Raw genomic sequence first — 24,936 nt, 5'->3', positions numbered from 1 at the left:
AACGCCACCCGCAAGTCCGCAGTGAGGCCGATAGTGAACGATAATTCGTACAAATGCAGCACGTCCGCCCCCGATCAGGCCTCGTTTGAACGATAATTCGTACAAACGCCACACGCAGGTCTGCAGCGCAGTCACAGGTGTACAATATTTCGTGCAATTGTCCCCATTGTGGTCATAAGTTGCTTGCTGCATGGTAAGTGAACGAAAGGGTGCTGGGGTATCGGAACTTGATCGGGCCAATGCGCAACTTACCAGTGGAGCGCATCCTGCCGCATTAGTCTGACCGCGAGGCTTCCCCCGTTTTTCCGTGGGTTGCTGCTTCCAGCATAGCTTGGGCCGCATCGCGTACATCGACGATATCCAATCGAACGAAATGGTATGGTTTCCCTTGAACGCTAGGAGAGGGCAATGAAGCATAGTTGGGCGTTTATTCGCATTTCTGGTCTTTTACCGAATCGCATCCAGGGACCGAACTTTGATGCATGCTCACACTCTTTTACTCGGACTGCAAGCAGGACAAGGCCTCCCGCTGTTGTGATGAAAATTGTCGAAATATACATGGCGTATTGTTAAAATAGGGAGATATCGAGAGATATTCCGAGCTATGCGGAAGGAAGTTTTAATTTGTTGGCGGATTTGAACCTCCGGTTGATAGATGCACTAGATATAGTATTGTATAATGATCAAGGTATACAATATATAGTGATTCTTGGGGTATCGACAACCGCGAATCGTCGGTGATTTTGTCGGAACTCCTTGCATGTTTTTTGGCTGAAATTCCGCGAATTTCGGGGATTTTGGCTGTAAATGACCGTTTGGGGCCAGTCGGCGGGTCGAATGTGATCGGGGCGATTGGCAGCTTATTTCAAGTGGGAGGGTGTTGTGGTTGAAGACTATGGAAACGAAGCGATTGGAAGGACTTAGCGAAAAGATCTTTTTGGACCGCTATGCCAGGAAGGACGCCGATACGAACAACACGAAGGTCGGTGACTACGTATTGGTTCTTACCAAGGACGATCCGAAGTTTCCCGCGAAGGAAGTCGGGGAGATCATTGAACGCGAAGGCAAGAAAGTGAAAGTAAAACTGCGCAGCGGTCAAGTTGTGGACTCCAACATTGACAAGCTGACGCTGACTATAGAGAAGACACCGGACCAAATGTGGGATCGTCTGGCATCCGCCATGGCTTCAGTCGAAGCACCCGAAAAACAGCAGGAATGGACGGAAAAATTCCGCTACATATTGGATGACTGGAAGCTGGTTCCCGGCGGACGCATTGCGGCAGGGGCTGGCGCCAGCGATGAATTGACGCTGTTCAACTGCTACGTCATTCCATCTCCGAAAGACAGCCGCGGCGGGATTATGGACACGCTTACAGAAATGACCGAAATCATGTCGCGCGGCGGCGGTGTCGGCATCAATCTGTCCAGCCTGCGCCCGCGCAGAGCGATTGTCCGGGGTGTCAACGGATCGTCCAGCGGTGCCGTTTCCTGGGGCGGGCTATTCAGCTACACGACCGGATTGATTGAGCAGGGCGGAAGCCGGCGCGGCGCATTGATGCTGATGATCAATGACTGGCATCCGGACCTGATCCGCTTCATTACAGTCAAGCAGCAGGCTGGCGAAATAACGAACGCGAACCTGTCTGTATGCTTAAGCAACGGCTTTATGAAAGCTGTGAAGGAAGACCTGGACTGGGAGCTGTATTTCCCGGATACGACAGACCCGGACTACAACGAGCTGTGGGACGGCGATATGAAAAAGTGGAAGGATGCCGGCAAGCCGGTCATCCATTACGATACGGTCAAAGCGCGCGACGTATGGCACATGATTATTGAATCCGCATGGAAATCGGCGGAGCCGGGCGTCGTGTTCATGGAGTACTACAATGAGATGTCGAACAGCTGGTACTTCAATCCGATTATATGCACGAATCCGTGCGGCGAGCAGGGCTTGCCAGCGTGGGGCGTATGCAACCTGTCCGCAGTGAACCTGTCGAAGTTTTACGATGAAGAAAAAGACGATGTTGCTTGGGAAGAGCTTGGCAAGACGGTACGCTATTCCGTCCGCTTCCTGGACAATGTCATCGACAAGACACCTTATCACTTCGAGGAAAATCGGGCGAATCAGCAGAATGAACGCCGCGTAGGCCTTGGTTCGATGGGCTTGGCCGAGCTTATGATCCGCCTGAAAATTCGCTATGGCAGCCCGGAATCAATGGAATTCCTGGATAAGCTGTATGGCTTTATGGCGAAGGAAGCCTATCTCGCTTCGTCGGAGATTGCAGCAGAGAAGGGTGCTTTCCCGAAATTCGTGAAGGACAAGTTCCTGCAGAGCGGGTTCATGAAGAACATGGTCAGCGAGTTCCCAGAGGTGGGAGCGGCGATCAAGAAGAACGGCATTCGCAATGTCACCGTCATTACCCAGGCGCCGACAGGCAGCACGGGTACGATGGTCGGCACCTCGACCGGCATTGAACCGTACTTTGCCTTTGAATATTATCGCCAGAGCCGTCTCGGCTTCGACAAGCAGCTCGTGCCGATCGCCCAGGAATGGAAGGATCAGCATCCGGACGAGCCGCTTCCGGACTACTACGTAACCGCTATGGATCTGAAGGCGGAGGATCATATTCGTGCGCAAGCTGCGATCCAGCGCTGGGTAGACAGCTCGATCTCGAAGACGGCGAACTGTCCGGCGGACTTCACGGTCGAGGAGACGAAGAAGCTGTATGAGCTGGCCTTCGATCTTGGCTGCAAGGGCGTAACCATCTACCGTGACGGCAGCCGCGACCAGCAGGTGCTCCATACGGACAAGAAAGAAGAGAAGAAGGAAGAAGCCGCGCAGCCGGCAGCAAAGGCTGAAGCCGATCAGGGAACAGCTGTGAATGCTGATGTCAAGGCGTTCGATCAGATCAGTGAATCGTTGAAGGTGGATATCGACAGCAAGACAGAGCAAATTTTCGACCGCCAGTACAAGCGTCGTCCGCAAGTGCTGTCCGGCTCGACATACAAGTACAACACCCCGCTGGGTGTAGCATATATTACGATCAACGATCTGGACGGCATTCCGTCCGAAATCTTCTTGAACGTGGGCAAGGCCGGCTCCGACGTGTTCGCTATGTCCGAGGCGCTCGGACGGGTGTGCTCCCTGTTCCTGCGCTATGGCGACCATGGCCAGAAGGAACGGTTGCTTATCAAGCACTTGAAGGGTATCGGCGGCTCCGGCGCGATCGGCTTCGGCCCGAACCGCGTGGAATCGATCGCCGACGCGCTTGCCAAGTCGCTGGAAATTCACTTGGAGCGCCTGGAAGCAGGCAGCGCCTCCTCCGGCTATGCGCATTACGAAGGAAATGCGGATCACGGAACGCCCGCCCCGGCGGCAGAAGCGCCGGAGCATACTGGCGATGCGACCATTCGCCAATCGCTGGACCTGTGTCCTTCCTGCGGCGGCGCCTCGCTCATTAACAGCGAAGGCTGCAAAAACTGCACCAACTGCGGATACAGCAAATGTAGTTGAGGAAGGTTTGTTGAGATGCAGGGTTAGACAGATACCATAAACTGAACTTTGGTTAACTGGTCAGGCGACTTTTCTGTTGCTTGACCAGTTTTTTATTAAGGGTGATTTCGCATGACAAGCATGCAGAATCGGTCGAAAAAATCCGGATGAATCAAATAGGAAGATTTCTTAATAAGGGAATTAGAGAAAAGAGAGCCTCGAAAATCTAGGCTATTCAGCGATCTTTCATTACGAATGGCTGGGGAAATGAGCAGGCCTTATATATTCAAGAGTGGTTGCGCGAATGCGTGGATCAATTCCGTCTGCCGCACATCTATTGGTCTGTTGAAGACCCACTGTATACGGATTCCATAGTTATGGCCATCATCGAGACGTCGAAGCCGGACTTTATTTTTACGATCTGCAAGTCGATGGTGGAATATTATCGATCATTCGGTTTCCCATGCGCTCATCTGGATTGGGGAATCAATCTATAGCTCGAATTGAAATGACAGGAACGGGAAAGTAAGCTATAGTAGTTTATAGTTCTAGAATTGAATAGCGTTGGAACAGGTGCCGAGCATGATTCGATCATCGAGTTGTGCTTGGATAATAGGGAAGTGGGTGCAATTCCCACGCGGTCCCGCCACTGTAAAAGAGGAGTTCTTGCCATATGCCACTGGGAAACTGGGAAGGCGGCAAGAATGATGATGCTTGAGCCAGAAGACCTGCCTGTTGCCTACACCAAGTAACTCTACGGACGATGGAGAGGTGAATGAATGGAAAATGCGAGATTTCGGATTTCATATTTTTCTCATGCCTCTTAACTTATGTTAAGAGGTGTTTTTATTTTGCACGTAAGATTTGTGAATTTTCATCATTCAGGAGGACAAAAAAACAATGTCAAACGATTTCAAAGCATTTTATAGAATAGGGTCCATAGTTTTAATTTTAGCGTTAATCATGAATATGTTTTATGGCTTGGCCAGCTATGCGGATGAGGGCGGATACGAGGCTGGCGGAAATCCTGTCCATGCAGCTGAACAGCTCGATTCAGAGTCTTTCAGTCAAGATGAGGCAGCCACTGTAGCTGAACAAGTTTATGGGGAGGACCCCGGACATCTCGATGAATTCGATCTGTTCACGGCAGAGGCTCTGGAGATTGAGCAAGCCGGAACGGTCTATGTGACGATTGAGAATGGCACATATTTGGTCGCAGACGGCGCGCCATGGGAAGGGACCTTGCTGGACCAGTATCCGGTGGACATTCATGCCGGCGCTACTATGATGGATGCTGTGGAAACAGCATTGGCTGAAAACAACATCGCCGCCGAAGGAGTAGCTGCCGGCTATATATCAAACATTCATGGTTTGGCGGCATTCGACGGAGGCCCTATGTCCGGTTGGATGGGCACGCTGAATGACTGGTTTACGAATGCGGGCTTCAGTGCCACGAGCATTGAAGATGGCGATATCATCAGCATCCTATATACAACTAACGGCTATGGGGAGGACCTTGGCGGCTCCTTTTATAACCAGGACACTTCGTTAAAATCGCTGTTCTTTGATTCGGGCGAGCTTTCCCCGCAATTTTCCGGAGAACAATCAACTTATACGCTACATATCCATGAGGGGATCACTGAAATTGTGGTAACCCCAACAGCAGCCAATAAGAACTATCAAGTTAGAGTCTATTTGGATGCCTATGATGCTTCGTCATCCGGCTATAAGCGGACCGAAGCGATTCCTGTTGCAGAAGGCAGCCAAATTATCATTGGTGTGGGCGATCCGCTGTGGCCGAGCATGAACAGTTCTTCGGGGGCAACTCTTTACACGGTTGCGATAAGCTATCCCGAGGAGGAAGGCGACCCGCAAGCGGCTGCACCGAAAGAACAACTGAACAAAAATCTGGCTTACCTTGTCCAAACAGTCCGTAACCCTACCTTTGGCACAGGAGGGGGCGAATGGTCGATTCTCTCATTGGCCAGGGCGAATTATCCCGTGCCGGAAGGATATTATGACCTTTATTATGAGAACGTGGAGAAAGCCGTCAAGCAATTGATGGTCAATCCGAGTCACCCGGGCAAGCTCGACCGCAACAAAGGGTCAGAGCATTCGAGATTAATGCTGGGGCTTGTGGCGATCGGGAAAGATGTCAGCAATGTTGCCGGGTATGATATTAAAGAAGCGCTGGCCGATTACCAATTTGTGATCAGGCAAGGCATCAACGGGCCAATCTTCGCGCTGATCGCCCTGGATTCCCAAAACTTTGACGTGCCTGTGCTGGAAGGCGTAGCCGAGCAAACGACTAGGGAGAAGCTCATTCAATATATTCTGGATCGGGAAGTCAACAAAGGCGGAGCGAATGCCGGCGGATGGGCGCTGTGGGGATCGGTTCCGGACCCGGACATCACGTCCATGGCCATCCAGGGGCTGACTCCCTACTATGAAACAGATGGCGAAGTCAGAGCAGCCATTGACCGGGCGGTTGCCTGGTTGTCAAGCGCACAGCTGGAAGACGGCGGATATGGGGCTTGGGGATCGCAGAGCAGCGAAAGTGTGGCTCAGGTCATTGTTGCCTTGACTGGATTGAAGATAGACCCGCACAAGGATCCAAGGTTTAGGAAGAATGGCCGATCTGCTCTAGACGCGCTGATGGAGTTTGCCGTGCCGGAAGGCGGCTTCAAGCACGTGAAATCAGGCTCCGTAGATGGCATGGCTACCGACCAGGGGACTTATGCGCTTGTTGCTTATGATCGATTTGTCGAAGGGAAGAACCGCCTTTACGACATGACCGATGTCCCATCAGAACCGGAGGAAAAAGATGAAACGGCTCCGACGATTTTGATCCATGGAATAGAAGATGGGCAGGTATTTAGCCGCAATGAAGTGCTGTTCACGGTGAGCGTTACGGATAATGTGGATCCTGTCATCCAACCTACCGTTATGCTCAACGGCGAGATCTTGACAGGAACAGACGGCTCGTATTACGCAGTTCTACTTGTCGGCACCAACACGATTCGAGTGGAAGCAACCGACGCGGCCGGCAACAAATCCGATGTGACATATACGTTAATCTACCATGTGCAGGTTGGACAACCGGAAGAGCTTCCGCTGCCGGCAGGGGACAAGCCGGTGCTTGAAGTACCGGCGGACAGCCGGGATGTGAACATCCCGGTTGCAGCGGGGGACAGCGGCAAGGACATCACTATAAAAATACCTGCAGCGCATCGTTCCAAGGTCACCGTTGATCTGCCGAAAAACAGCAGCTTGCCCGGAATAAAGGTCGAGAAAGGGGACGTCGCTGCCGAAATTCCGAAAGGGGCCGCCATTACAAGCGGCGATCCTGCTGCACTTGAATTATTAACGTTCAAACATGCCAATGCCGCAGTGACAGACAAGCTGAGTCAATCGCTGCCCTCTGACCAAAAGCTTGATGAGATTGTACAAATCATATCTCTGGGCGGCGACGAAAGAATCCAGTTTGACCGTTATGTCACCATTACTTTCCTTGGTGCAAAAGGCAAGTCGGCGGCTTATATGGAGAATGGGACGCTTAGACTAATTGAGAAGTTCGCAAGCGACGCCGACGGGGAGAGGAGCGGCAAGGCCGAATATGCCTACGACAGCGGAAACCATTTAATCGTAAAAACCAAGCATTTCACCGACTTTATCGTCTATTCGGCTAGCGCGCAAAGCCCATCTGGCGGTGGACCCGACGACGGTTCTGGCGACGATCCCGATGATGGTTCTGCTGGCGGTCCCGGCGGTGGTACGGGTGGCGGAGTCATTCCACCGAGCCAAGCCTACGTTACCCTGTCCATCGACAAGTTGACTATTCAAAAGGGTTATGTGTTAAATCCGACACGAGTCGAATTCCATATCGGTGAAAGTGTGTGGGATGTACTAAAAAGAGAAATGGATCGTCGCGGCATTGCCTATGAATTTGAGTATTTTGCTCAATATGACAGCGTGTATGTCCAATCTATTGAGGGTGACGGCGAGTTTGACCACGGCAGCGAAAGCGGCTGGATGTATAATGTCAACGGTGTCTATCCAAGTTACGGAGCAAGCAAATATAAATTAAAAGATGGGGATGTAGTACAGTGGCGTTATACAACTAATCTTGGAGAAGATCTGGGAGAAGACAATAGCAAGTGGGAGGAACCCAAAAATCCCGGGTTTCCTGGCATGTATGGCGGAGCGGCAGCAGGAGGCCAGCATCCGGTCATCGAAGTGCCGGAGAATATAAGCGAAGATTATGTAGTAAGCCTCACCAACAACTTGAAGAGTGCCGACTCTATCACCATTAAGCTGCCTAAGCAGAGATCTGCCAAGGTTCTCCTGGATTTGGAAGTGCTGAAGGATAGCCTTCCCAACTTGAAGGTGCAGGAAGAAAGCAAGTTGCTCGTGATCGATAAAGGGACCAAGCTTGCTTCCGAAAGCGCGAAGATAGAAGTATTTACACAATTGGATCAGCAGGATGAAGCGTTGACAAGCGCAGTGAACGCCATTGTGTCTGAACAGAAGGGTCGGTTCGTGGACGCCTTTGTCATGGGGAATTCGGAGGAAGCTGTCTTCTTCGACAACCTGATTACCCTTACGCTGAACGGGAAAGCAGGACTTCAAGCAGGCTACCTGGAGAATCATGTGTTTGTCCCGATTCCTCTGTACAGCAGCGAGGACAGGGGAAGACAGGCAACCCGGGATCGCGAGAAGCAAGTGTTCGCCTATGTCTCTGGCAATGACCTGATTCTCAGAACCAATTTCCTTACAACCTTTGTCCTGTATGCGACTGATGCGAGCGATTCCGGAAACATACAGCTGGAAGATGTATATGAGGATGCAGGCCTCATTTCCGCATGGGCGTACGAAGCGGTGAAAGAAGCGACGCAGTTGCGGTTCGTCGAAGGCTCGAACAGCAAAATCAATCCGAAGGCGAATGTCACCAGAGCGGAATTTACGAAAATGCTGGTATCGGTATTTGGTTACGAGCTGGACGGAGACCAGACTGTTTCATTTGCGGATGTTCAAGAGAACGACTGGTTCTACCCATATATTCAAGCGGCTTACAGAGAAGGGTTGGCGTCAGGGTACGATCAAGCGTTTTACCCCCACCGGGAAATCAGCCGCGAAGAAATGGCTGCCATGATTCAACGGGCCTTAAAGCTTGAATCGGGCGGGGGGCAAGAGGAAATTGCCGACTTGCATGAGGTTTCATCATGGGCTCAATCTGTCGTGCAGACCGTGGTCGAGGCGGAAATGATGCGGGTCGATGCCGATCGGAAGTTCACCCCTAAAGTGAAGGCTACCAGAGAAATGGCGATTGTCGTGGCCTTGAGAGCCTATCACTATGAGGGCGGGCAGAGAACGAGTCAGGAGAAGCCTCGCGACGACGGTAAGAATGAAGCTGCAGGGACGAAAAGCGGAATCCAGGAAGCGGTCCAACAGCAAATTGAGAAAACGGCTGCTTTCATGCAGGAAACTATACCAGCACCAGGGGTAGGCAGCATTGGTGGAGAATGGACGGTACTGGGATTGGCCCGATCCGGAGAACCGATTCCATCCGAATATTACGAACGCTACTACTCCAACGTGGAGCTGACCTTGACGGAAAAATCGGGGCAGCTTCATCGTGTGAAATACACGGAGTATGACAGAGTGATTTTGGCCTTAACCGCATTAGGGAAAGATATTACGAACGTAGCCGGTTATGATTTGCGAGAACCTCTGGCTGATTTCAACACGTTGACGATTCAGGGAATTAACGGCCCTATCTTTGCTCTGCTTGCATTGGACAGCCGGAATTATGAAATCCCTGAGGTCGAAGGCGTAGCGGTACAAACAACGAGAGAGCGTCTGATTGCGTTTATATTGGCAAGGGAAATAACTGGCGGCGGCTGGGCGTTAGGACAAAATCCGGAGGAAGCGGATGCGGATATAACGGCGATGGCCATTCAGGCACTGACGCCATATTATCCAACGAACCAAGACGTGAAAGCAGCTGTAGACCGCGGACTCCAGTGGTTGTCGAAGACGCAGCATGGCGACGGGGCATATGCAAGCTGGGGTTCCGTCAATTCGGAGAGCACGGCGCAAGTGATTGTGGCCCTTACGGGGCTGAACATTGATCCTCATACGGATGCAAGATTTGTGAAAAATGGCCGCTCGGCAATCGATGCTCTGATGAGTTTCGCTGTAGACAGCGGAGGGTTCTATCATGTTAAGCCGGGCGAAATAGGGAATGGCGGCGCAGAGCCGGGCGTAGTCGATCCGATGGCTACGGATCAAGCCATGTATGCGCTTGTAGCTTATAACCGATTCGTTCAGGGTGAGAATCGTCTCTATGAGATGACGGACGTGGAATAAAATACATGCTGGAGAAGGGTGAAGGGCTTCACCCTTCTTTCAAATGATGGCGGTGATGAACAGCGTGAAATACAAGAAAATCCTGTATGGGTGTATACTTCTGAGCGTTCTGACCATTTCTTTTTTTCTAAGCGGGACTGACGATGTCGTACCGCTGGAATCCGAAAATTCCGTGCTTGAATCGGGCGTCGCGCCACAGGACGAAACGGCTGGACATCAGGAGCAGCCGCTGGATTTGTCCCCTCGCGGCAGCGAGCCTGAACAGGAAGTCGAGGAAATCGAGGGAGCCAAGCAAGGGGACAGCACGTCAAGCGAGCAGATTGCGCCGGAAGATGCGGCTGTCCATGAAGCGGGCAGGCAGGCTGATGAGGTCCATGCTTCTGAACCTGTGCAATCGACGGCAGCGATGGCGGAGAAGGACGACCAACAGGGAGAGCGCGAGAAGGCTGATCCAGCAGACCAGGACACCCACGGCGGCAAGGACAAATACCTTACCGATCCCGTTCCCGAAGGCAGGCCCAAACCAGTCGAGTGGCAAGAAGCCGAGATTAATGAGGAGAAGACATTAACGGCTACACTGTCCGTGACGTGTAAAACGATCTTGAATAATCTGCATTTGTTCAATGAGGACAAGCTCGAAGTGCTGCCGGAAGACGGTGTCATCTATGAGGCCCGGACCGTGACCTTCTATGAGGGCGAATCCGTATTCGATGTGTTGCAAAGAGAAATGAAAGAAAACAAGATTCATATGGAATTCACGATGACGCCAGTTTACAACAGCCACTATATTGAAGGGATCCAGAACATATACGAATTCGACTGCGGCGAATTGAGCGGCTGGATGTACAAAGTAAATGATTGGTTCCCGAACTATGGAGCAAGCCGCTATCAGCTGCAGGACGGCGATGTGATTGAGTGGATCTATACCTGTGATTTGGGAAGAGATATAGGCAACGAATGGCCAGGTTCCCGGGATGGTGAGTCCTGATGCCCGACAGCTTTGCCCGTCTTCATCCGATCGTAACGATGTATTTTTTCGCGGCGGTTATCCTGTTCGGCATGTTCTTCATGCACCCTGTCTTCCAGGGCATCGCTCTTCTGAGCGCTTTTGCGTATTCCACGATGATCAAAGGCAAGAGAGGGTTCAAATTCAACGTCTTTTATTTGCTGCCGCTGCTGCTGTTTATGGCTGTTTTGAACCCTGCGTTCAACCATCAAGGCGTGACCATATTGTTTTATCTGCAGTCCGGGAATCCCGTCACGCTGGAGTCCATCCTGTATGGCGCTGCGGCTGCAGTCATGTTTGTAACGGTCATTCTCTGGTTCTCCTGCTATAACGCTGTGATGACGTCAGACAAGTTCATTTATTTATTCGGCAGGGCGATGCCGGCATTATCCCTGATTTTGTCTATGGTTCTTCGCTTTGTTCCGAGGTATATCGAGCAAATCAAGGCAATCGCCAACGTCCAAAAGTCTATAGGGAGAGACGCAAGTCAGGGCCATATCGCGAGACGAGCAAGGAATGGCCTGAAGATTTTATCGATTATGACGACATGGGCATTGGAAAATGCGGTTGAAACGGCCGATTCTATGAAATCAAGAGGATACGGATTGCCTGGAAGAACCAGCTACTCTCTTTATCGTTTTGACAAGAGGGACAAAGCGGTACTGACTGTCCTGATCGCGATGAGTCTTGTCGTGATGGTCGGCGCTGTAAGGGGCGAGAACACGATAAGATTTTTCCCGTCGATTAAGCATGCAGAAGTCACGGTTGTTAGTGTTGTCGTCTATGCTGCCTACTTGACTCTTTGCATGACCCCAGTACTATTGAACATCCGGGAGGCAATGAAATGGAAGCGTATCGAATCGAGAATGTAAGCTTCAGTTACCCCGAAATGAACAGGAAGGCGCTGCATGCTGTCAGCTTCGCTATTCGACGCGGGGATTTCGTCACGATATGCGGCCGATCCGGCTCGGGGAAGAGCACGCTGCTCAGGCACTTGAAGACCGTGCACACGCCTTTTGGACAGCGGGAAGGGGACATTTATTTCTTCCGGGAGCGGTTGGATCAGATCGATCACCGCAGGCAGGCTTCTGAAATCGGGTTTGTCTTTCAAAGTCCGGACAATCAACTGGTTACGGACAAGGTTTGGCATGAACTCGCTTTCGGCCTGGAAAGTCTCGGCCTCGACCAGAGCACGATCCGGCTGCGGGTGGCGGAAATGGCAAGCTTTTTCGGCATTCAATCGTGGTTTTACAAAAAAACATCAGAGCTTTCAGGCGGACAGAAGCAAATTCTGAATTTGGCGTCGATTATGGCGATGCAGCCATCGGTATTGATTCTGGATGAGCCTACCTCTCAATTGGATCCTATAGCGGCCAACGAATTTCTGGATATGTTGAGGAAGATCAACCGGGAACTCGGCATGACGATCGTGATGACGGAGCATCGCTTGGAGGAAGTCGTTCCGATTTCTGATTGTCTCGTCGTCATGGACAACGGCCGAATGATTGCCAGCGGCCCGCCAAGAGCCGTTGGGGAGAAGCTGCACCAATTGGGTCATCCTATGTTCGCTGCCATGCCCGCTGCCATGCAAATCGGAACAGGCGCAGAGAGCACCAGCGCGCTGCCGGTTACCATTAGCGAAGCCAGGGATTGGCTGGATCGGCAGGTGGCGGGTAAAGAGGGCAGACGAGTGCCGGCAGTGACACAGAACGTCCCCCCGAACGGGAACATCATCGTCAAGCTTGAAGATGTATGGTTTCGCTATGAGAAGCGATCCGTTGATATCATCAAGGACTTGTCGCTGGAAGTAAGAGAAGGGGAGTTTTACTGCATCGTAGGGGGGAACGGCACGGGAAAAACAACGGCACTGTCGCTGATTAGCGGGATTCATGTCCCATACAGGGGAAAGATATTCGTAAATGGCAAGGACATCGCAAGGGCAACGAAAAAAGCCCGGAGCTCCGATACGATAGCGGCGCTTCCGCAAAATCCCAAGCATATGTTCGTTGAAAAAACGTTGGAGCTGGAATTGAATGAGATGTTGTCGGACAGGAAGCTGAGCGAAGAAGAAAAAAAGGAGAAAATCGACGAGGCCGTAAGGCTAACCGAGCTGGAGCACATGCTCTCCATGCATCCTTATGATTTGAGCGGCGGGGAGCAGCAGCGGGCAGCGCTGGCCAAAATATTGCTGTTGGAGCCGAAGATCATGCTGCTGGACGAACCGACCAAAGGGCTGGACGCCTTCTTCAAAGCCAGGTTTGCCGATATCGTAAAAAGACTGCAGAAGAAAGGTGTGACGCTGATCATGGTTTCCCACGACATCGAGTTCTGTGCGAGATATGCGGATGTGTGCGCCTTGTTTTTCGATGGAAGTATTGTGACGGTGAATCCAACAAGAACGTTCTTTTCGGGCAACAGCTTTTATACGACCTCTGCGAATCGGATCGCCCGGCATATATGCCCAGATGCGGTTACTGTAGAGGATGTGGTAGCGTTATGTCGGCGGAACGCTTAAATCGGATGGGCATGAATCGGAGAACGTTGGCTTCCGCAGCAATTTTGTTCCTTCTGATACCGGCGACGATCTGGTTCGGCATGACGGTGCTGAACGATAGGAAGTACTACTTCATCAGTCTGTTAATCATCGCCTACGCGCTGATTCCGTTTGCCCTGATTTTTGAACATCGAAAGCCTCAAGCCAGAGAACTTGTCCTTATTGCTGTACTTGCGGCAATCGGGGTGGCGGGAAGGGCAGCCTTTTTTATGCTGCCGCAGTTTAAGCCTGTGGTTGCTGTCGTCATCCTGTCCGGTGTTTGTCTAGGAGCAGAAGCGGGATTTCTCGTAGGGACGATTATCGGCTTTGTGTCCAATTTTTTCTTCGGGCAAGGCCCCTGGACGCCATGGCAGATGTTTGGCTTCGGCCTGATCGGATATGTATCGGGTTTTCTGGCGCAAAGGGGAGTTCTAAAAAAGACAAAGCTGGCCTTATGTCTGTTTGGCGGCTTTGCGACATTTTTTATTTACGGCGGATTGATCAACTTGGGGAGCTTGCTCATGTTTACGGCCGAATTCTCATGGGCGGCCCTTGGCGCCACATACCTGTCCGGGTTTTGGTTTGATCTGATTCACACGATCGCAACGGTTACGTTCCTATTCCTTCTCTCCGAACCGTTAATCGGGAAGATTGAGAGAGTGAAAAGAAAATACGGCTTACTGGACCCTGCATCCAAACCATAGCGGCATATTGCTCCTTGCATGGGGGATGTGCCGCTGTCCCCTTCCCCCATCAGCGGTATGTGGACGTCTGTCGCGCAGCCCTCTCTCCCTTTGAATCCCCAATGACCTAAGCTTTTTACAGTGCAAACTTAAATTTCTTCAGGTGAAATCGCCAGGGATGCTTTGATAAAATAAACATGTAATCGCTTTCAAAAAAAATGGAAAGGAGGTGTGAATAGGCCTGGGCTCTGCTGCGGGCTTCGATGCATCCTGGTAAACGGCTTGCAATTTCTATTCTAAAGGAGGAAAGGTTAATGAAACAGAAAAGAATGAGGTTTTTCCTGGCAACCCTGCTTTGTATCGCACTTGCATTCCCGGCAGCTAGCGCGCATGCGCAGACGATCACAAGCAATTCTATTGGCACGCATGGCGGCTACGATTATGAATACTGGAAGGACAGCGGCAACGGAACGATGGTTCTCGGTGATGGCGGCACGTTCAGTGCTGAGTGGAGCAATATCAACAATATCTTGTTCCGCAAAGGCAAAAAGTTCGACGAGACACAGACACATCAGCAACTCGGAAATATTTCCATCACCTATGGAGCCAACTACCAGCCTAACGGCAATTCGTATTTGTGTGTTTATGGCTGGACGGTTGACCCGCTCGTAGAATTTTACATCGTCGATAGCTGGGGCAACTGGCGTCCGCCTGGCGCAACGTCCAAGGGCACCATTACGGTAGATGGCGGCACTTACGACATCTACGAGACCACTCGGACCAACCAGCCTTCGATTAAAGGAACTGCCACGTTCAAGCAGTATTGGAGCGTGCGGACATCGAAGCGGACAAGCGGAACAATCTCTGTCAGCCAACACTTTAACGCGTGGGAAAGCCGCGGCATGCCGATGGGCAAAATGTACGAAGTCGCGCTGACCGTAGAGGGCTACCAAAGCAGCGGCAGTGCGAATGTATACAGCAACACCCTGACGATTGGCGGTTCTAACCCGAATCCGAATCCAAATCCGAATCCGAACCCGAACCCGAATCCTGGAAGAACAAGGGTGGAAGCCGAAAGCATGACCAAAAGCGGCCAATACACCGGCAATATCAGCTCGCCGTTTAACGGAGTCGCGCTATATGCCAATAATGACAAGGTCAGCTTCACGCATAATTTCTCGAGCGGCACTAGCAATTTCTCACTCCGCGGCGCCTCGAATAACAACAATATGGCGAGAGTCGATTTGAGAATCGGCGGCCAGTATAAGGGCACGTTCTATTATGGCGGAAGCCATCCTGCGGTCTATACGATCAACAATGTGAGCCATGGAACCGGCAACCAGCTGGTCGAGCTCATTGTAACAGCCGATAATAACACATGGGATGCCTTCCTTGACTATTTGGAAATTCATTAAATAAACAAGAAGGCTTGAATCTGCCTTCCATGTGATAGCTGCCAATGTTTAGCGAGAGGGAGCGGTCTCATAAGTCACCTTGACTTGTGGGACAGCTCCCAGTTTTTTTGGGGGGACTAGTTCTGGGCTAATCTTGGTGTCTTATCCAGTCTTCTTCCGTCAAATCCGCTACCACGCTCATGGCCGCCTTGCTTCCGGAGGCAGCGGCGAGGATTAACTGGGAAGGCATCACGTAAGCGGAATCGCCGGCAGCGTAGACGCCTGGCACGGTAGTTTTGCCCATCGCATCTGTATGAATGCCGCCATTTTCTTGCACGCGATAACCCAAAGCATCCTCAAACCTGGCATGAGGCATGAAGGTGGGAGCAACAAACCCGCCGCTGCGCTCCACATGCGTTCCATCGATGAAATGCACTCGCTCCAGCAAGCCGTTCTGCCCGGTTAAGGAGGCAATTGGCGTGTCGATGACGCGAATGCCCTTGTCGGCCAGCTGCTGACGCTGTTCAGCAGTAAGATTCTCTGCATGGCCATGGGTGCAGACGACGATATCCCGGCTCCAACGGTAAAGCACCTTCGCCCCGTGAAACACACTTGGCTGCTCAGAGATGACGACAAGCGGCTGATCGCGCAGCTCCCAACCGTCGCAAAAAGGGCAATTGAACAGGCTTCTTCCATAGAAATCGCGTAGCCCCCCGATCTGAGGGAACACTTCCTTCAAGCCGACAGCGATAAGGATCTTGCGCGCTTGCAAGCGCTCATCCGACGAAGTATGAAGGGCGAAGCCTTGATCCGTCCTGTGAATGCTGATGACTTCAGCCTGCAGATGCTCAACTGAAGGGTAACGCAGTACCTCTTCATAACCAATCTGGCGAAATGCCGTCGGCTCGATCCCGTCTCGCGTAATGAAACCGTGTGAGGCGTGCGTGACGCCGTTCCTTGGCTGATTATTGTCAAGCAGCGCGATCCTTAATCTTGCGCGGCCCAGCACCAAAGCTGCGTTTAGTCCTGCGGGTCCTCCTCCGACAATGGCGCAATCATATTGCATGAGCTTTTTCATTCCTTTCAATTGATTGATATTACAGATACTTAATATCTATGATAAGCCGCCAAAAAAGATGCACACCCTCTTTGTTGATTTACCGGGGCCATGCATCGGCAAGCTCAATCATCTTCGTTTCTTTTAATTTCTGCTCCATCGCATTCTCGGCTGCCAGCATCACACGGTGGATGGCGCAACGAGAATCTTGGCTGCCGCAGCAGTCGAACAGTGAAGCTGTGCCTTCCACGGCATGAATGATATCGAGAAAGGAAATATCCTCTCTCCGGCCCTTCAGCTGGTATCCGCCGCCTGCGCCCGATACCGATTCGATCAGCCCTGCCTTCACCAGCTTGGTGAGAATCTTAGACAGGTATGTGGGAGACACGCCCTGCTTGTCGGCCAGCTGCTGCACGCCCACCGGTTTGTCCGGCGCGATAGCAACCAGATGCAGCATAGTATGGAGAGCGTAGTTCGTCGCTTTTGAGTATTTCATATTCTCCTCCCCAATCGCAGACTTCATATATCTACAATAGTTGTAATTAGGGCGGGCTGTCAAGTGTTTTCTCGATCGATGATTGCATGTGCGGGGGTAGAGGGGATGGGGAAATACGGAACCTGCGTGAAAGGGATGGTTATGATCGATTACTGGTAGTCCTACCCTTAATTATTGGTAGCTGATTCCCTTCTTTTGCGTGTGTATCCCTGAATCTCGGCAATTAATTACCTTTTTACTATTAAGAATGAAGCTGCCTTCTACTATTAATGGTAATCGGGTAATAAAGGTGTGCATTCAACTCGAAACGGGGTGGAAATAATGAAGTTGCTGCCATTAATAAATAGTAGTAGGTAATAAACGAGCGAATTTACCTCCGCGCAATTACGTAGATAACCTTACGTTTCCTCTCGTGGCGACCTTCGATGTACCTCGTTCGGAAATGCGGATATTTCACTTGTTGGTTACGGGTATTCAGGTTATATTAAAGACATCTCGAAAGGAAAGGGGATTGCTGTATGCGTAACAAGAGAACGGCATCGATTGCAGCTCAGCTTGCAGGTAGCGGGGAGGGTTGTGCTGCGTAATTGATCCATTCCGCATAATCCTCCCAAAGGTTTGCAAGTTATAAACTTTTGGAGGGCTGCGAAGATGACAAATCATTATTGGTTGAAAAATATAGGGCTAACGGATGCATTCCTGCGGGAGTCCACACGATATTCAGAGCTTACGGTGGGCCGTGTTGCCTCTCAGTCGAAAGGATTGTATAAGGTCATCACCGAACAGGGAGAATGGGTAGCCGAAATCGCAGGCAAGCTTCGCTATGCGGCCAGTTCCGTCGCCGAATACCCTGTCGTGGGTGACTTTGTCATGGTGGATCGGCCGAACCATGCCGCAGACACGGCAATCATTCACCATGTGCTGACGAGAAGAACCGTTCTCGAACGGAAGGCGGCTGGCACTTCCCAAGACGTGCAAATCGTCGCCTCCAATATGGATATCGTTTTTATTTGCATGGCGCTGAATCAGGATTTCAACCTGCGCAGGCTGGAACGATACTTGGCCATAGCCTGGAACAGCGGCGCAACGCCTGTCGTTGTCTTGACGAAATCGGATTTGTGCGTGGATCTTCAGACGAAGCTGGATGCGGCAGCGGCTGTTGCGTTAGGGGTCGATCTGGTCGTGGCCTCCAGCTTGTATGAGGACGGCATTCAGGCAGTCCAAGGCTATATGGGCTCCGGTATAACATGTGTATTTATCGGTTCATCCGGCGTCGGCAAGTCGACCTTGATCAACCGCCTTATGGGTGCGTCAGTCATGGAGACGAACGCGACCCGCAAGGATGACAAGGGCAGGCATACGACCACAAGGCGGGAGATGCTGCAGCTACCTGGCGGGGGCGTGATTGTCGATACGCCCGGCATGCGAGAGCTGGGCCTTGAAGGCGCTGAACTGTCCAGAAGCTTCGCCGATATCGACAGCTTGGCTGCTGCATGCAAGTTCGCGGATTGCCGGCATGAGAACGAGCCGAAGTGTGCGGTGCGCGAAGCGGTCCAAGCTGGCTTGCTGACGGAAGAGCGCTTGGCGAACTACTGGAAGTTGAAGCGGGAAGCGAAGTACGAGGGCATGAACGCCAGGCAGATTGAATCGGCAAAGCTGGATGCGATGTTTGGCGGTGTTGGCGGCATGAAGCAGGCAAGGAAGTTCATGAAGGCGAAGCAGGACAGGAAGAATCGGTAGGAAGACAAGCTTGCTGTCAGGCGGAATGTTGGTACGGATGGAACGAGGGTCGGACCCATCTTCATATTGGGTCTGGCCTTTTTTGCGCAGAAGGGATCGTGATTGAGCTTGCTGTGTGACGCATAAGGAGCGCGAGAAGGGACAACGAATATTTATGTTGCTCCTTACACAAATTTATAGCAGCAACTTCCCTTCTTCCGGCCAGTCATAAGCGAAATCAAGCGGTTTATTTCTGTATTACCATTAAGTATGAAACTGACCTCCACTATTAACGGAAATTCGGTAATAAATAAGCGAATACCACCCGAAGTGCGCAGAAACAATGAACTTGCTGCCATAAATGAACGGTAGTCGGTAATACATAAGCATATTCACGCACTGAAGCGGCGTCCTCCCACACTTTTACGCTATAGACGCACGTTCAGATCGGGAACACATGTTACGCGGACGATGAGTTCGGGTTGCCCTTTCTCCATCCACCGCTTCTGTTCAGGGCAGCGGCAATTTGTATATAATGATCATAACGAATGCTCGCTATTCCCCGGACAGATACGGCTATGGAACCCGTGTGCCAAAGAGGAGACCGCGCTGGGAACGAACGAATGAACAGTCATTCACGGCATGGAATCGGGAATATTTTTGCGGGGCAATCCGCCGAGCATGTCCCGGATAACAGGCAATTTCATCTGAAATCCAAAGTTACCATTTATAAATCACGCAAACAAGGTTAAAATGGTAGGGATGAAGACGGTACGTAAGTGAGCGCAAAAGGCAAACCTCCTCAACCTCCCCCCGGAACGGTGGCAACCATGCGGCAGCTGTCCGTCATTAACTTATCTGATACTGGTATGATCATAAAAGGAGACCTATGAACAATCAAGCTACTGAATCAACCAAAACGAAGAAGACGAAGAGGAATTATTACCGCAAGCCGGCAGTCAAAATTTTCGCATTAGGCGGATTAGAGGAAATAGGAAAAAACATGTACGCCATTCAGTATGGCAAGGAATTGATCCTCATCGACGCAGGCATCAAGTTTCCCGATGCGGATATGCCGGGAGTTGATTCCATCATCCCGAACATTCAGTATTTGAAGGAAAACAAGCATATGCTCAAGGGCATCTTCCTTACACATGGGCATGAGGACCATATAGGCGGCTTGCCTTTCGTGCTGCGTGAGTTGTCTGCTCCTGTCTACGGTGCGGGGCTGACAATTGGCTTTGTGCGTACAAAGCTGGAGGAGCACGGCTTGCTCGGCAGCAGCGAGCTTCATGTGATCAATGAAGAAAGCGTTATCCGCTTCCGGCAGCTCAAGGTGCGGTTCTTCCGCACCCATCACAGCATTCCGGACTCTCTGGCGGTTGTTATTGAGACCCCGCACGGTACTATTGTGCACACCGGGGATTTCAAGTTCGACTTTACCCCGACCGAGCAGGCAACCGACTGGGGGCAGATGGCGAAGATCGGGCGTTCCGGCGTGCTGGCGCTCTTGGCAGACAGCACCAATAGCGAGAAGCCCGGATTCACGCCGTCGGAGAAGGCAGTCGGACGGGCTATACGCGAAACATTCCGGAAATGTGACGGACGCATCTTGTTTGCCACCTTTGCGTCCAACGTTCACCGGCTACAGCAAGTTGTAGAAGCGGCTGAGGAGTGCGGCAGGCGCATTGCGGTGATCGGACGAAGCATGGAACGGGCATTCAAGATCGGACAGGAATTGAACTATATCCGGCCGTCCAAGCATCAATTGATCGATGTCCGTCAGCTCGATCGGTACCCGGATCATGAGGTGGTAATCGTGTGCACGGGCAGTCAAGGGGAGACCAATGCGGCCTTGACACGCATCGCCACCGGCGCGCATAAGCACGTGTCCTTGTATGAAGGCGATACAGTAATCTTTTCCTCGTCCCCCATTCCGGGGAACACGCAAAATGTGTACCGCAGCATTGATTTGCTGCTCCGTGCTGGCGCGGAGGTAGTGCACGGTTCGATCTTCGATATCCATGCCTCCGGCCATGGCTGCGAAGAGGATTTGAAGCTGATGCTCCGGTTTATGCAGCCGAAGTTCTTCATCCCGATTCATGGGGAATACCGGATGCTGCGCAAGCATGCCGAGATAGCCGAGCAGACGGGCACGGAGAGGGATAACATCTTCCTGCTGCGCAACGGCCAGCCCCTGCATGTGACCCGGCATAAGGCTAGAGTCGGCAAGGACCTGCCTGCCGGGCAAGTGCTGGTGAAAGGGTCAACCACGAACCCGTGGGAAGAAACAATCATGGAAGAACGGCGGGCATTGGGCACGAATGGCGTATTGATCGTCGTACTGACTATTGATCCGAAGCAGAACAAGATGATAGGCCGACCGGAACTGATCACGCGCGGCTTTGTCTATGTGCGGGAATCGGCTGAAATTATATCGGCCGGTACGAAAGTGGTCAGGACAACCGTCCGTCTGCTGCAAAGAAGAAAAAAATTTATCGCGCAGCAATGGGAACAGAAAATCATCGAACGGTTGACCGAGTACTGCGAAACGACAATGGATCGAACCCCTGTCGTGATGCCGATCTTCTCTTATGTAGAGCAGCCGGCTGCGGCTGGGGATCAAGAGTAAGCAGCTGCATGATTCAATCAGGCATCCAAATCAGGCCAGGGGAACCAGCAGTACTGGACACCCTGGTCTGATTTTGTTGCCGACAGGAATGCTCCTTGTTCAGGTGAGGGAAAATCTTACAAGGAGTGTGATAAATGAAATCTTTTGCACCAATAAAAAAGGCTAATGTGATTTTGTGAACATAATCCTTTAGCTGTATCCCAGGCTGCGGTATAATAACAAGCGTTGGATTAATCCTGGGGCACGAAACATAGACACAACTGTCTGTTTCGATTTGTGAAGATATTCACATTACATCTTGTGCCATAGACGGATGGAGGAGGAACACAGCATGGTAGAAGCAACATTGGATGCAGAGAAAGCGAAAGCAGAAACCGCTGCCCGCACGGATGTCACCGAGCAGCTGCTGAAGCCTGAAGCACAGGAAGCGCTTGCTGCATTGATCGAACAGCTGCCGAAGATTGCAGAGATGATGACAACGTTGACACAGGTGCATGATTTCGCCAAGAAGGTAGCTACGGACCGGGTGCTGATCGAAGACACGATCGCGGGTCTGCAGGAGATCTTGAAACCGCTGGAAGAGAAGGCGAAGTTTATCGCGGCTACGACGATAGAAGCGAACGAGCGTGCGGAGAAGGACAGCACGACCATCGGCGTATTCGGATTGATGAAGATGTTGAAAGATCCGGAAATTCAAAAGCTGCTGCGGTTCGGACAAGCTTATCTGGATGTGCTGGGTGAAAAGAAGAAACAGGGCTAGCTTGAACTTGTGACGGAAGGAATGGAGGAGCATCATGGCAAAGCATATTTTAATTTTGGGCGCAGGCTACGGCGGGCTGCTGAGCGCATTGTCCGCGCGCGAGCATTTCTCGCAAGAGGAAGCTGTGATTACCGTAGTCAACAAGGACTCATCTCATCAGATTATGACTGAATTGCATCGGCTTGCAGCCGGAAATGTGGAGGAGAAGGCCGTAGCCTTGCCGCTGGACAAACTGTTCAAGGGAAAAGGCATTCAGGTAAAGGTAGGAACCGTGCAAGAGATTGCCGTTGAAAATAAGAAAGTAACGCTGCACGACGGATCCGCGTTGACTTATGATGTGCTGGTGCTGGCTTTGGGCAGTGAAACGAATTATTTCGGCATACCAGGCTTGAAAGAGCACAGCTTGACGCTGAAGTCTGTAGATGAGGCGCATCGGATATTCGCCCATGTGCAGAAGCGCATTCAGGCGTACAGCGAAACGAGAAATCCAGCGGATGTGACCATCGTCATCGGCGGCGGCGGCCTTACTGGCGTCGAGCTAGTAGGAGAGCTGGCGGACGAGCTGCCAGGTATATGCAGAAAATATGGTGTAAGCTATTCCGAGATCTCCCTTCAATTAGTAGAAGCCGGACCAACCATACTGCCGATGTTCTCGCCGGAGCTGATTGCCCGCGCAATGGAGAGTCTGGAGAACCGCGGCGTGAAGTTCCTGACCGGCTTGCCGATTACGGAAGCAACCGAAACAACTGTCAGCTTGAAAGACGGCAGCGCCATTGAAACGCATACAATCGTTTGGACTGGCGGCGTGCAGGGGAATTCGCTTGTCGCCGAGTGCGGCATCGAAGTGAACCGCGGGCGTGCTACCGTTAACGAATTTTTGCAATCCACATCCCATCCGGAGATCTTCCTCGCCGGCGATTGCGCTGTTGTATTCGGTCCTGAAGGGCGCCCTTATCCACCGACTGCCCAGATTGCTTGGCAGATGGGCGAGCAAGTAGGCGCGAATGTAGCGGCTTACTTGAACGGCTCGCCGATGGAAGCCTTCCAGCCTGTTTTCTCCGGAACATTGGCAAGCTTGGGACGCAAGGATGGCATTGGCAGTGTGGGCGAGAACGGCATCGAGCTGAAAGGCCTGCCTGCTTCGCTCATGAAGAAAGCGAGCAATGCCCGGTACTTGTCGCATATCGATGGACTGTTCTCCTTAGCCTATTAATGAGCTGGATCTGGAACAAAAAAACCGTTGGAGAGAACGATGATGGCGTTCTTCCCAACGGTTTTTTCCTATCCTTGAGCGTGTGTAAGCCTCAGCGTTTAACGTGCGATCTCTATACTGACTTGCCCCTCTTGCACGACGGGTTCGGTTACTGTCGCCGCCTCGCCTTGCTGCGCCTTCTCTTCCTCCTCTTGCTGCTTCGCGCGAATGAGGGCCTCCTGGGCTCTTACTTGCAAGTTGTCCAGCGCGTTGTCCAGCAATTCATCACCATTTATGACTTTATCTAGCTCTTCCTGGAGAATTCCTTGAAATTCGCTGAAGAATTGGGCCGGCAGCTCGCCGTAGTCGCGGTACAGTTCATTGCTTGCAGGCTTCAGCTTGTAGAAGGCCTCCATATTGATGTCTTCCTTGCTTTCAATATATTTGGTGCGAACCGGGAAGCCGCTGCCGAGATGAGATCGGGATGACACTCTGGCGAATTCATCGCTGTGCAGGTAACGGATAAATTGCTCCGCTGCTTCAATGTTGGCCGAATTGGCATTGATCGCAAAGATATTGCTCAAGTTCACATGCGCGCTGACGTCCGGATTGTTCGGATCGACAGGCATGGTGATCAGATCCCAGTTCTGAATGCCCCTGTCTTGCAAGTAGTCCTGGGCGCTGTCCAGTTGGTTGATCAGATACTGTCCGTCAACGGCCATGGCCAGTTTGCCGGAAATGAACGGATCCTGCAACAGGTATTCTTCATACGAACCCCCGCCGAACCAGTTTTCCGGGTCTTGCACATACAGCGTGCCGGACTGAACGGCATTCAGTGCGGTTTGGAAGGCAGATTTCCAAGCATCTGTATTGATGAGCACCTGCATTTGGCCAGGGTCGATTAAGCTCAAGCCATACGTGCCGGCAATCATGGTAGCGAGTTCCGAAACCGACCCTTCGTAACCGGCTTTCAGCCCGTAGACACGGTTCTCGCCGCCGTCGGTCGGAAACCGCATCGCGAGCTCTATCAGCTGCTCCCAGCTCATCTGGTCTGTAGGCTGCGGTACGCCGTATTGCTCGAATAGATCAACATTGTAATAGATGACCTGACTGTGAAAGGTTGGGGAAAGCCCATAAAGCTTGCCGTCGCTTAATTCGGTCATATAGTCGATCAAGCCGGGCATCAGGCCTTCCAAGTCGAATGATTCATCGCTGGTCAGCTTGCTCAGTTCATACAAGCGGCCGTCTTGTGCCAGCTCCGTGTATTGTTCCGCCGACAGCATAAGGACATCAGGCTGTTCGTCTTCAATGAAATCTAGCATCATCTGATTGTAGTCTTCGATGACCGTTCCGCTGCTAAACAGGTTTTGCGTACTTGCTACTTCGATATCCACATGCGGATGAGTGGCGGAGAAGAGCATGCCATATTGCTGGAAAAACGAACGTTCATCATAGTACATAACCTTCAGTGTGCTTGGTACTACCTCATTGTCTGCATTGCCTGCCCCGAAGCTGCAGGCGGAAGCCAACAGCATAAGCACCAGTACCGGTGCGATGCGTGTCAGCCATCGAGTCCCCTTCATGTTTTCACTCTCCATCTTC

At 51.6% G+C, this 24,936-nt stretch carries 15 protein-coding genes and 1 riboswitch; of the genes, 12 read left to right on the top strand and 3 right to left on the bottom strand.

The window, feature by feature from the left end; translation table 11 throughout:
* The first annotated feature begins 895 nt into the window (after positions 1-895).
* From XYCOK13_RS16835 to XYCOK13_RS16805, 8 genes are all read left to right on the top strand, one after another.
* The gene (locus XYCOK13_RS16835) at positions 896-3,514 is read left to right on the top strand and encodes an adenosylcobalamin-dependent ribonucleoside-diphosphate reductase (RefSeq protein ID WP_373314433.1); all 2,619 of its coding nucleotides are present in this window, start codon (positions 896-898) and stop codon (positions 3,512-3,514) included.
* Between the two features lie 212 nt (positions 3,515-3,726).
* Positions 3,727-3,990 (top strand): DUF3880 domain-containing protein, encoded by a 264-nt coding sequence (locus tag XYCOK13_RS22445; protein WP_506017266.1) that lies wholly within the window; start codon positions 3,727-3,729, stop codon positions 3,988-3,990.
* A 58-nt stretch (positions 3,991-4,048) separates the two neighbouring features.
* Positions 4,049-4,243, top strand: a riboswitch (cobalamin riboswitch).
* Between the two features lie 213 nt (positions 4,244-4,456).
* A complete protein-coding gene (locus tag XYCOK13_RS16830) occupies positions 4,457-9,862 on the top strand; it encodes an S-layer homology domain-containing protein (RefSeq protein ID WP_213413402.1) in 5,406 nt (1,801 codons plus the stop codon).
* Between the two features lie 64 nt (positions 9,863-9,926).
* A complete protein-coding gene (locus XYCOK13_RS16825) occupies positions 9,927-10,850 on the top strand; it encodes a DUF4430 domain-containing protein (protein ID WP_244865221.1) in 924 nt (307 codons plus the stop codon).
* Entirely contained in the window at positions 10,850-11,740 is an 891-nt protein-coding gene (locus tag XYCOK13_RS16820) for an energy-coupling factor transporter transmembrane component T (protein WP_213413400.1), read from the top strand. The genes XYCOK13_RS16825 and XYCOK13_RS16820 overlap by 1 nt, the downstream gene beginning before the upstream one ends.
* Positions 11,713-13,383 carry an ABC transporter ATP-binding protein gene (locus XYCOK13_RS16815; protein WP_213413399.1) on the top strand — a complete coding sequence of 557 codons (1,671 nt, stop codon included), beginning with the start codon at positions 11,713-11,715 and terminating at the stop codon, positions 13,381-13,383. The genes XYCOK13_RS16820 and XYCOK13_RS16815 overlap by 28 nt, the downstream gene beginning before the upstream one ends.
* Positions 13,365-14,105 carry an ECF transporter S component gene (locus XYCOK13_RS16810; RefSeq protein WP_244865220.1) on the top strand — a complete coding sequence of 247 codons (741 nt, stop codon included), beginning with the start codon at positions 13,365-13,367 and terminating at the stop codon, positions 14,103-14,105. Before XYCOK13_RS16815 ends, XYCOK13_RS16810 begins: the two co-directional genes overlap by 19 nt.
* Positions 14,106-14,398: 293 nt before the next feature.
* On the top strand, positions 14,399-15,499 hold the full coding sequence (locus XYCOK13_RS16805; protein WP_213413398.1) for a glycoside hydrolase family 11 protein: 1,101 nt from the start codon (positions 14,399-14,401) through the stop codon (positions 15,497-15,499).
* A 127-nt stretch (positions 15,500-15,626) separates the two neighbouring features.
* Here XYCOK13_RS16805 and XYCOK13_RS16800 read toward each other — a convergent pair whose 3' ends face one another.
* A complete protein-coding gene (locus tag XYCOK13_RS16800) occupies positions 15,627-16,544 on the bottom strand; it encodes an NAD(P)/FAD-dependent oxidoreductase (protein WP_213413397.1) in 918 nt (305 codons plus the stop codon).
* 91 nt (positions 16,545-16,635) lie between these two features.
* Complete coding sequence (locus XYCOK13_RS16795; protein WP_213413396.1) at positions 16,636-17,031, bottom strand: Rrf2 family transcriptional regulator; 396 nt, start codon at positions 17,029-17,031, stop codon at positions 16,636-16,638.
* Between the two features lie 651 nt (positions 17,032-17,682).
* Between XYCOK13_RS16795 and rsgA the strand changes: the two genes are divergently transcribed.
* The 4 genes from rsgA (at position 17,683) to XYCOK13_RS16775 (ending at position 23,355) form a co-directional block, all read left to right on the top strand.
* Complete coding sequence (rsgA, locus tag XYCOK13_RS16790) at positions 17,683-18,771, top strand: ribosome small subunit-dependent GTPase A (protein WP_213413395.1); 1,089 nt, start codon at positions 17,683-17,685, stop codon at positions 18,769-18,771.
* Positions 18,772-19,639: 868 nt separating this feature from the next.
* Positions 19,640-21,382, top strand: a complete 1,743-nt coding sequence (locus XYCOK13_RS16785; RefSeq protein WP_213413394.1) for a ribonuclease J — start codon at positions 19,640-19,642, stop codon at positions 21,380-21,382.
* A gap of 331 nt (positions 21,383-21,713) precedes the next feature.
* Positions 21,714-22,142, top strand: coding sequence for a DUF1641 domain-containing protein (locus tag XYCOK13_RS16780; protein WP_213413393.1), 429 nt, complete (start codon positions 21,714-21,716; stop codon positions 22,140-22,142).
* 34 nt (positions 22,143-22,176) lie between these two features.
* On the top strand, positions 22,177-23,355 hold the full coding sequence (locus XYCOK13_RS16775; protein WP_213413392.1) for an NAD(P)/FAD-dependent oxidoreductase: 1,179 nt from the start codon (positions 22,177-22,179) through the stop codon (positions 23,353-23,355).
* Positions 23,356-23,453: 98 nt separating this feature from the next.
* Here XYCOK13_RS16775 and XYCOK13_RS16770 read toward each other — a convergent pair whose 3' ends face one another.
* The gene (locus XYCOK13_RS16770) at positions 23,454-24,917 is read right to left on the bottom strand and encodes an ABC transporter substrate-binding protein (protein ID WP_213413391.1); all 1,464 of its coding nucleotides are present in this window, start codon (positions 24,915-24,917) and stop codon (positions 23,454-23,456) included.
* Positions 24,918-24,936: the final 19 nt, after the last annotated feature.

The sequence above is a fragment of the Xylanibacillus composti genome (assembly GCF_018403685.1).
GTDB classification, from domain to species: Bacteria; Bacillota; Bacilli; order Paenibacillales; family K13; genus Xylanibacillus; species Xylanibacillus composti.
The sequence above is the reverse complement of the archived record's forward strand: the minus strand, read 5'-3'. Positions and strand labels throughout refer to the sequence as shown.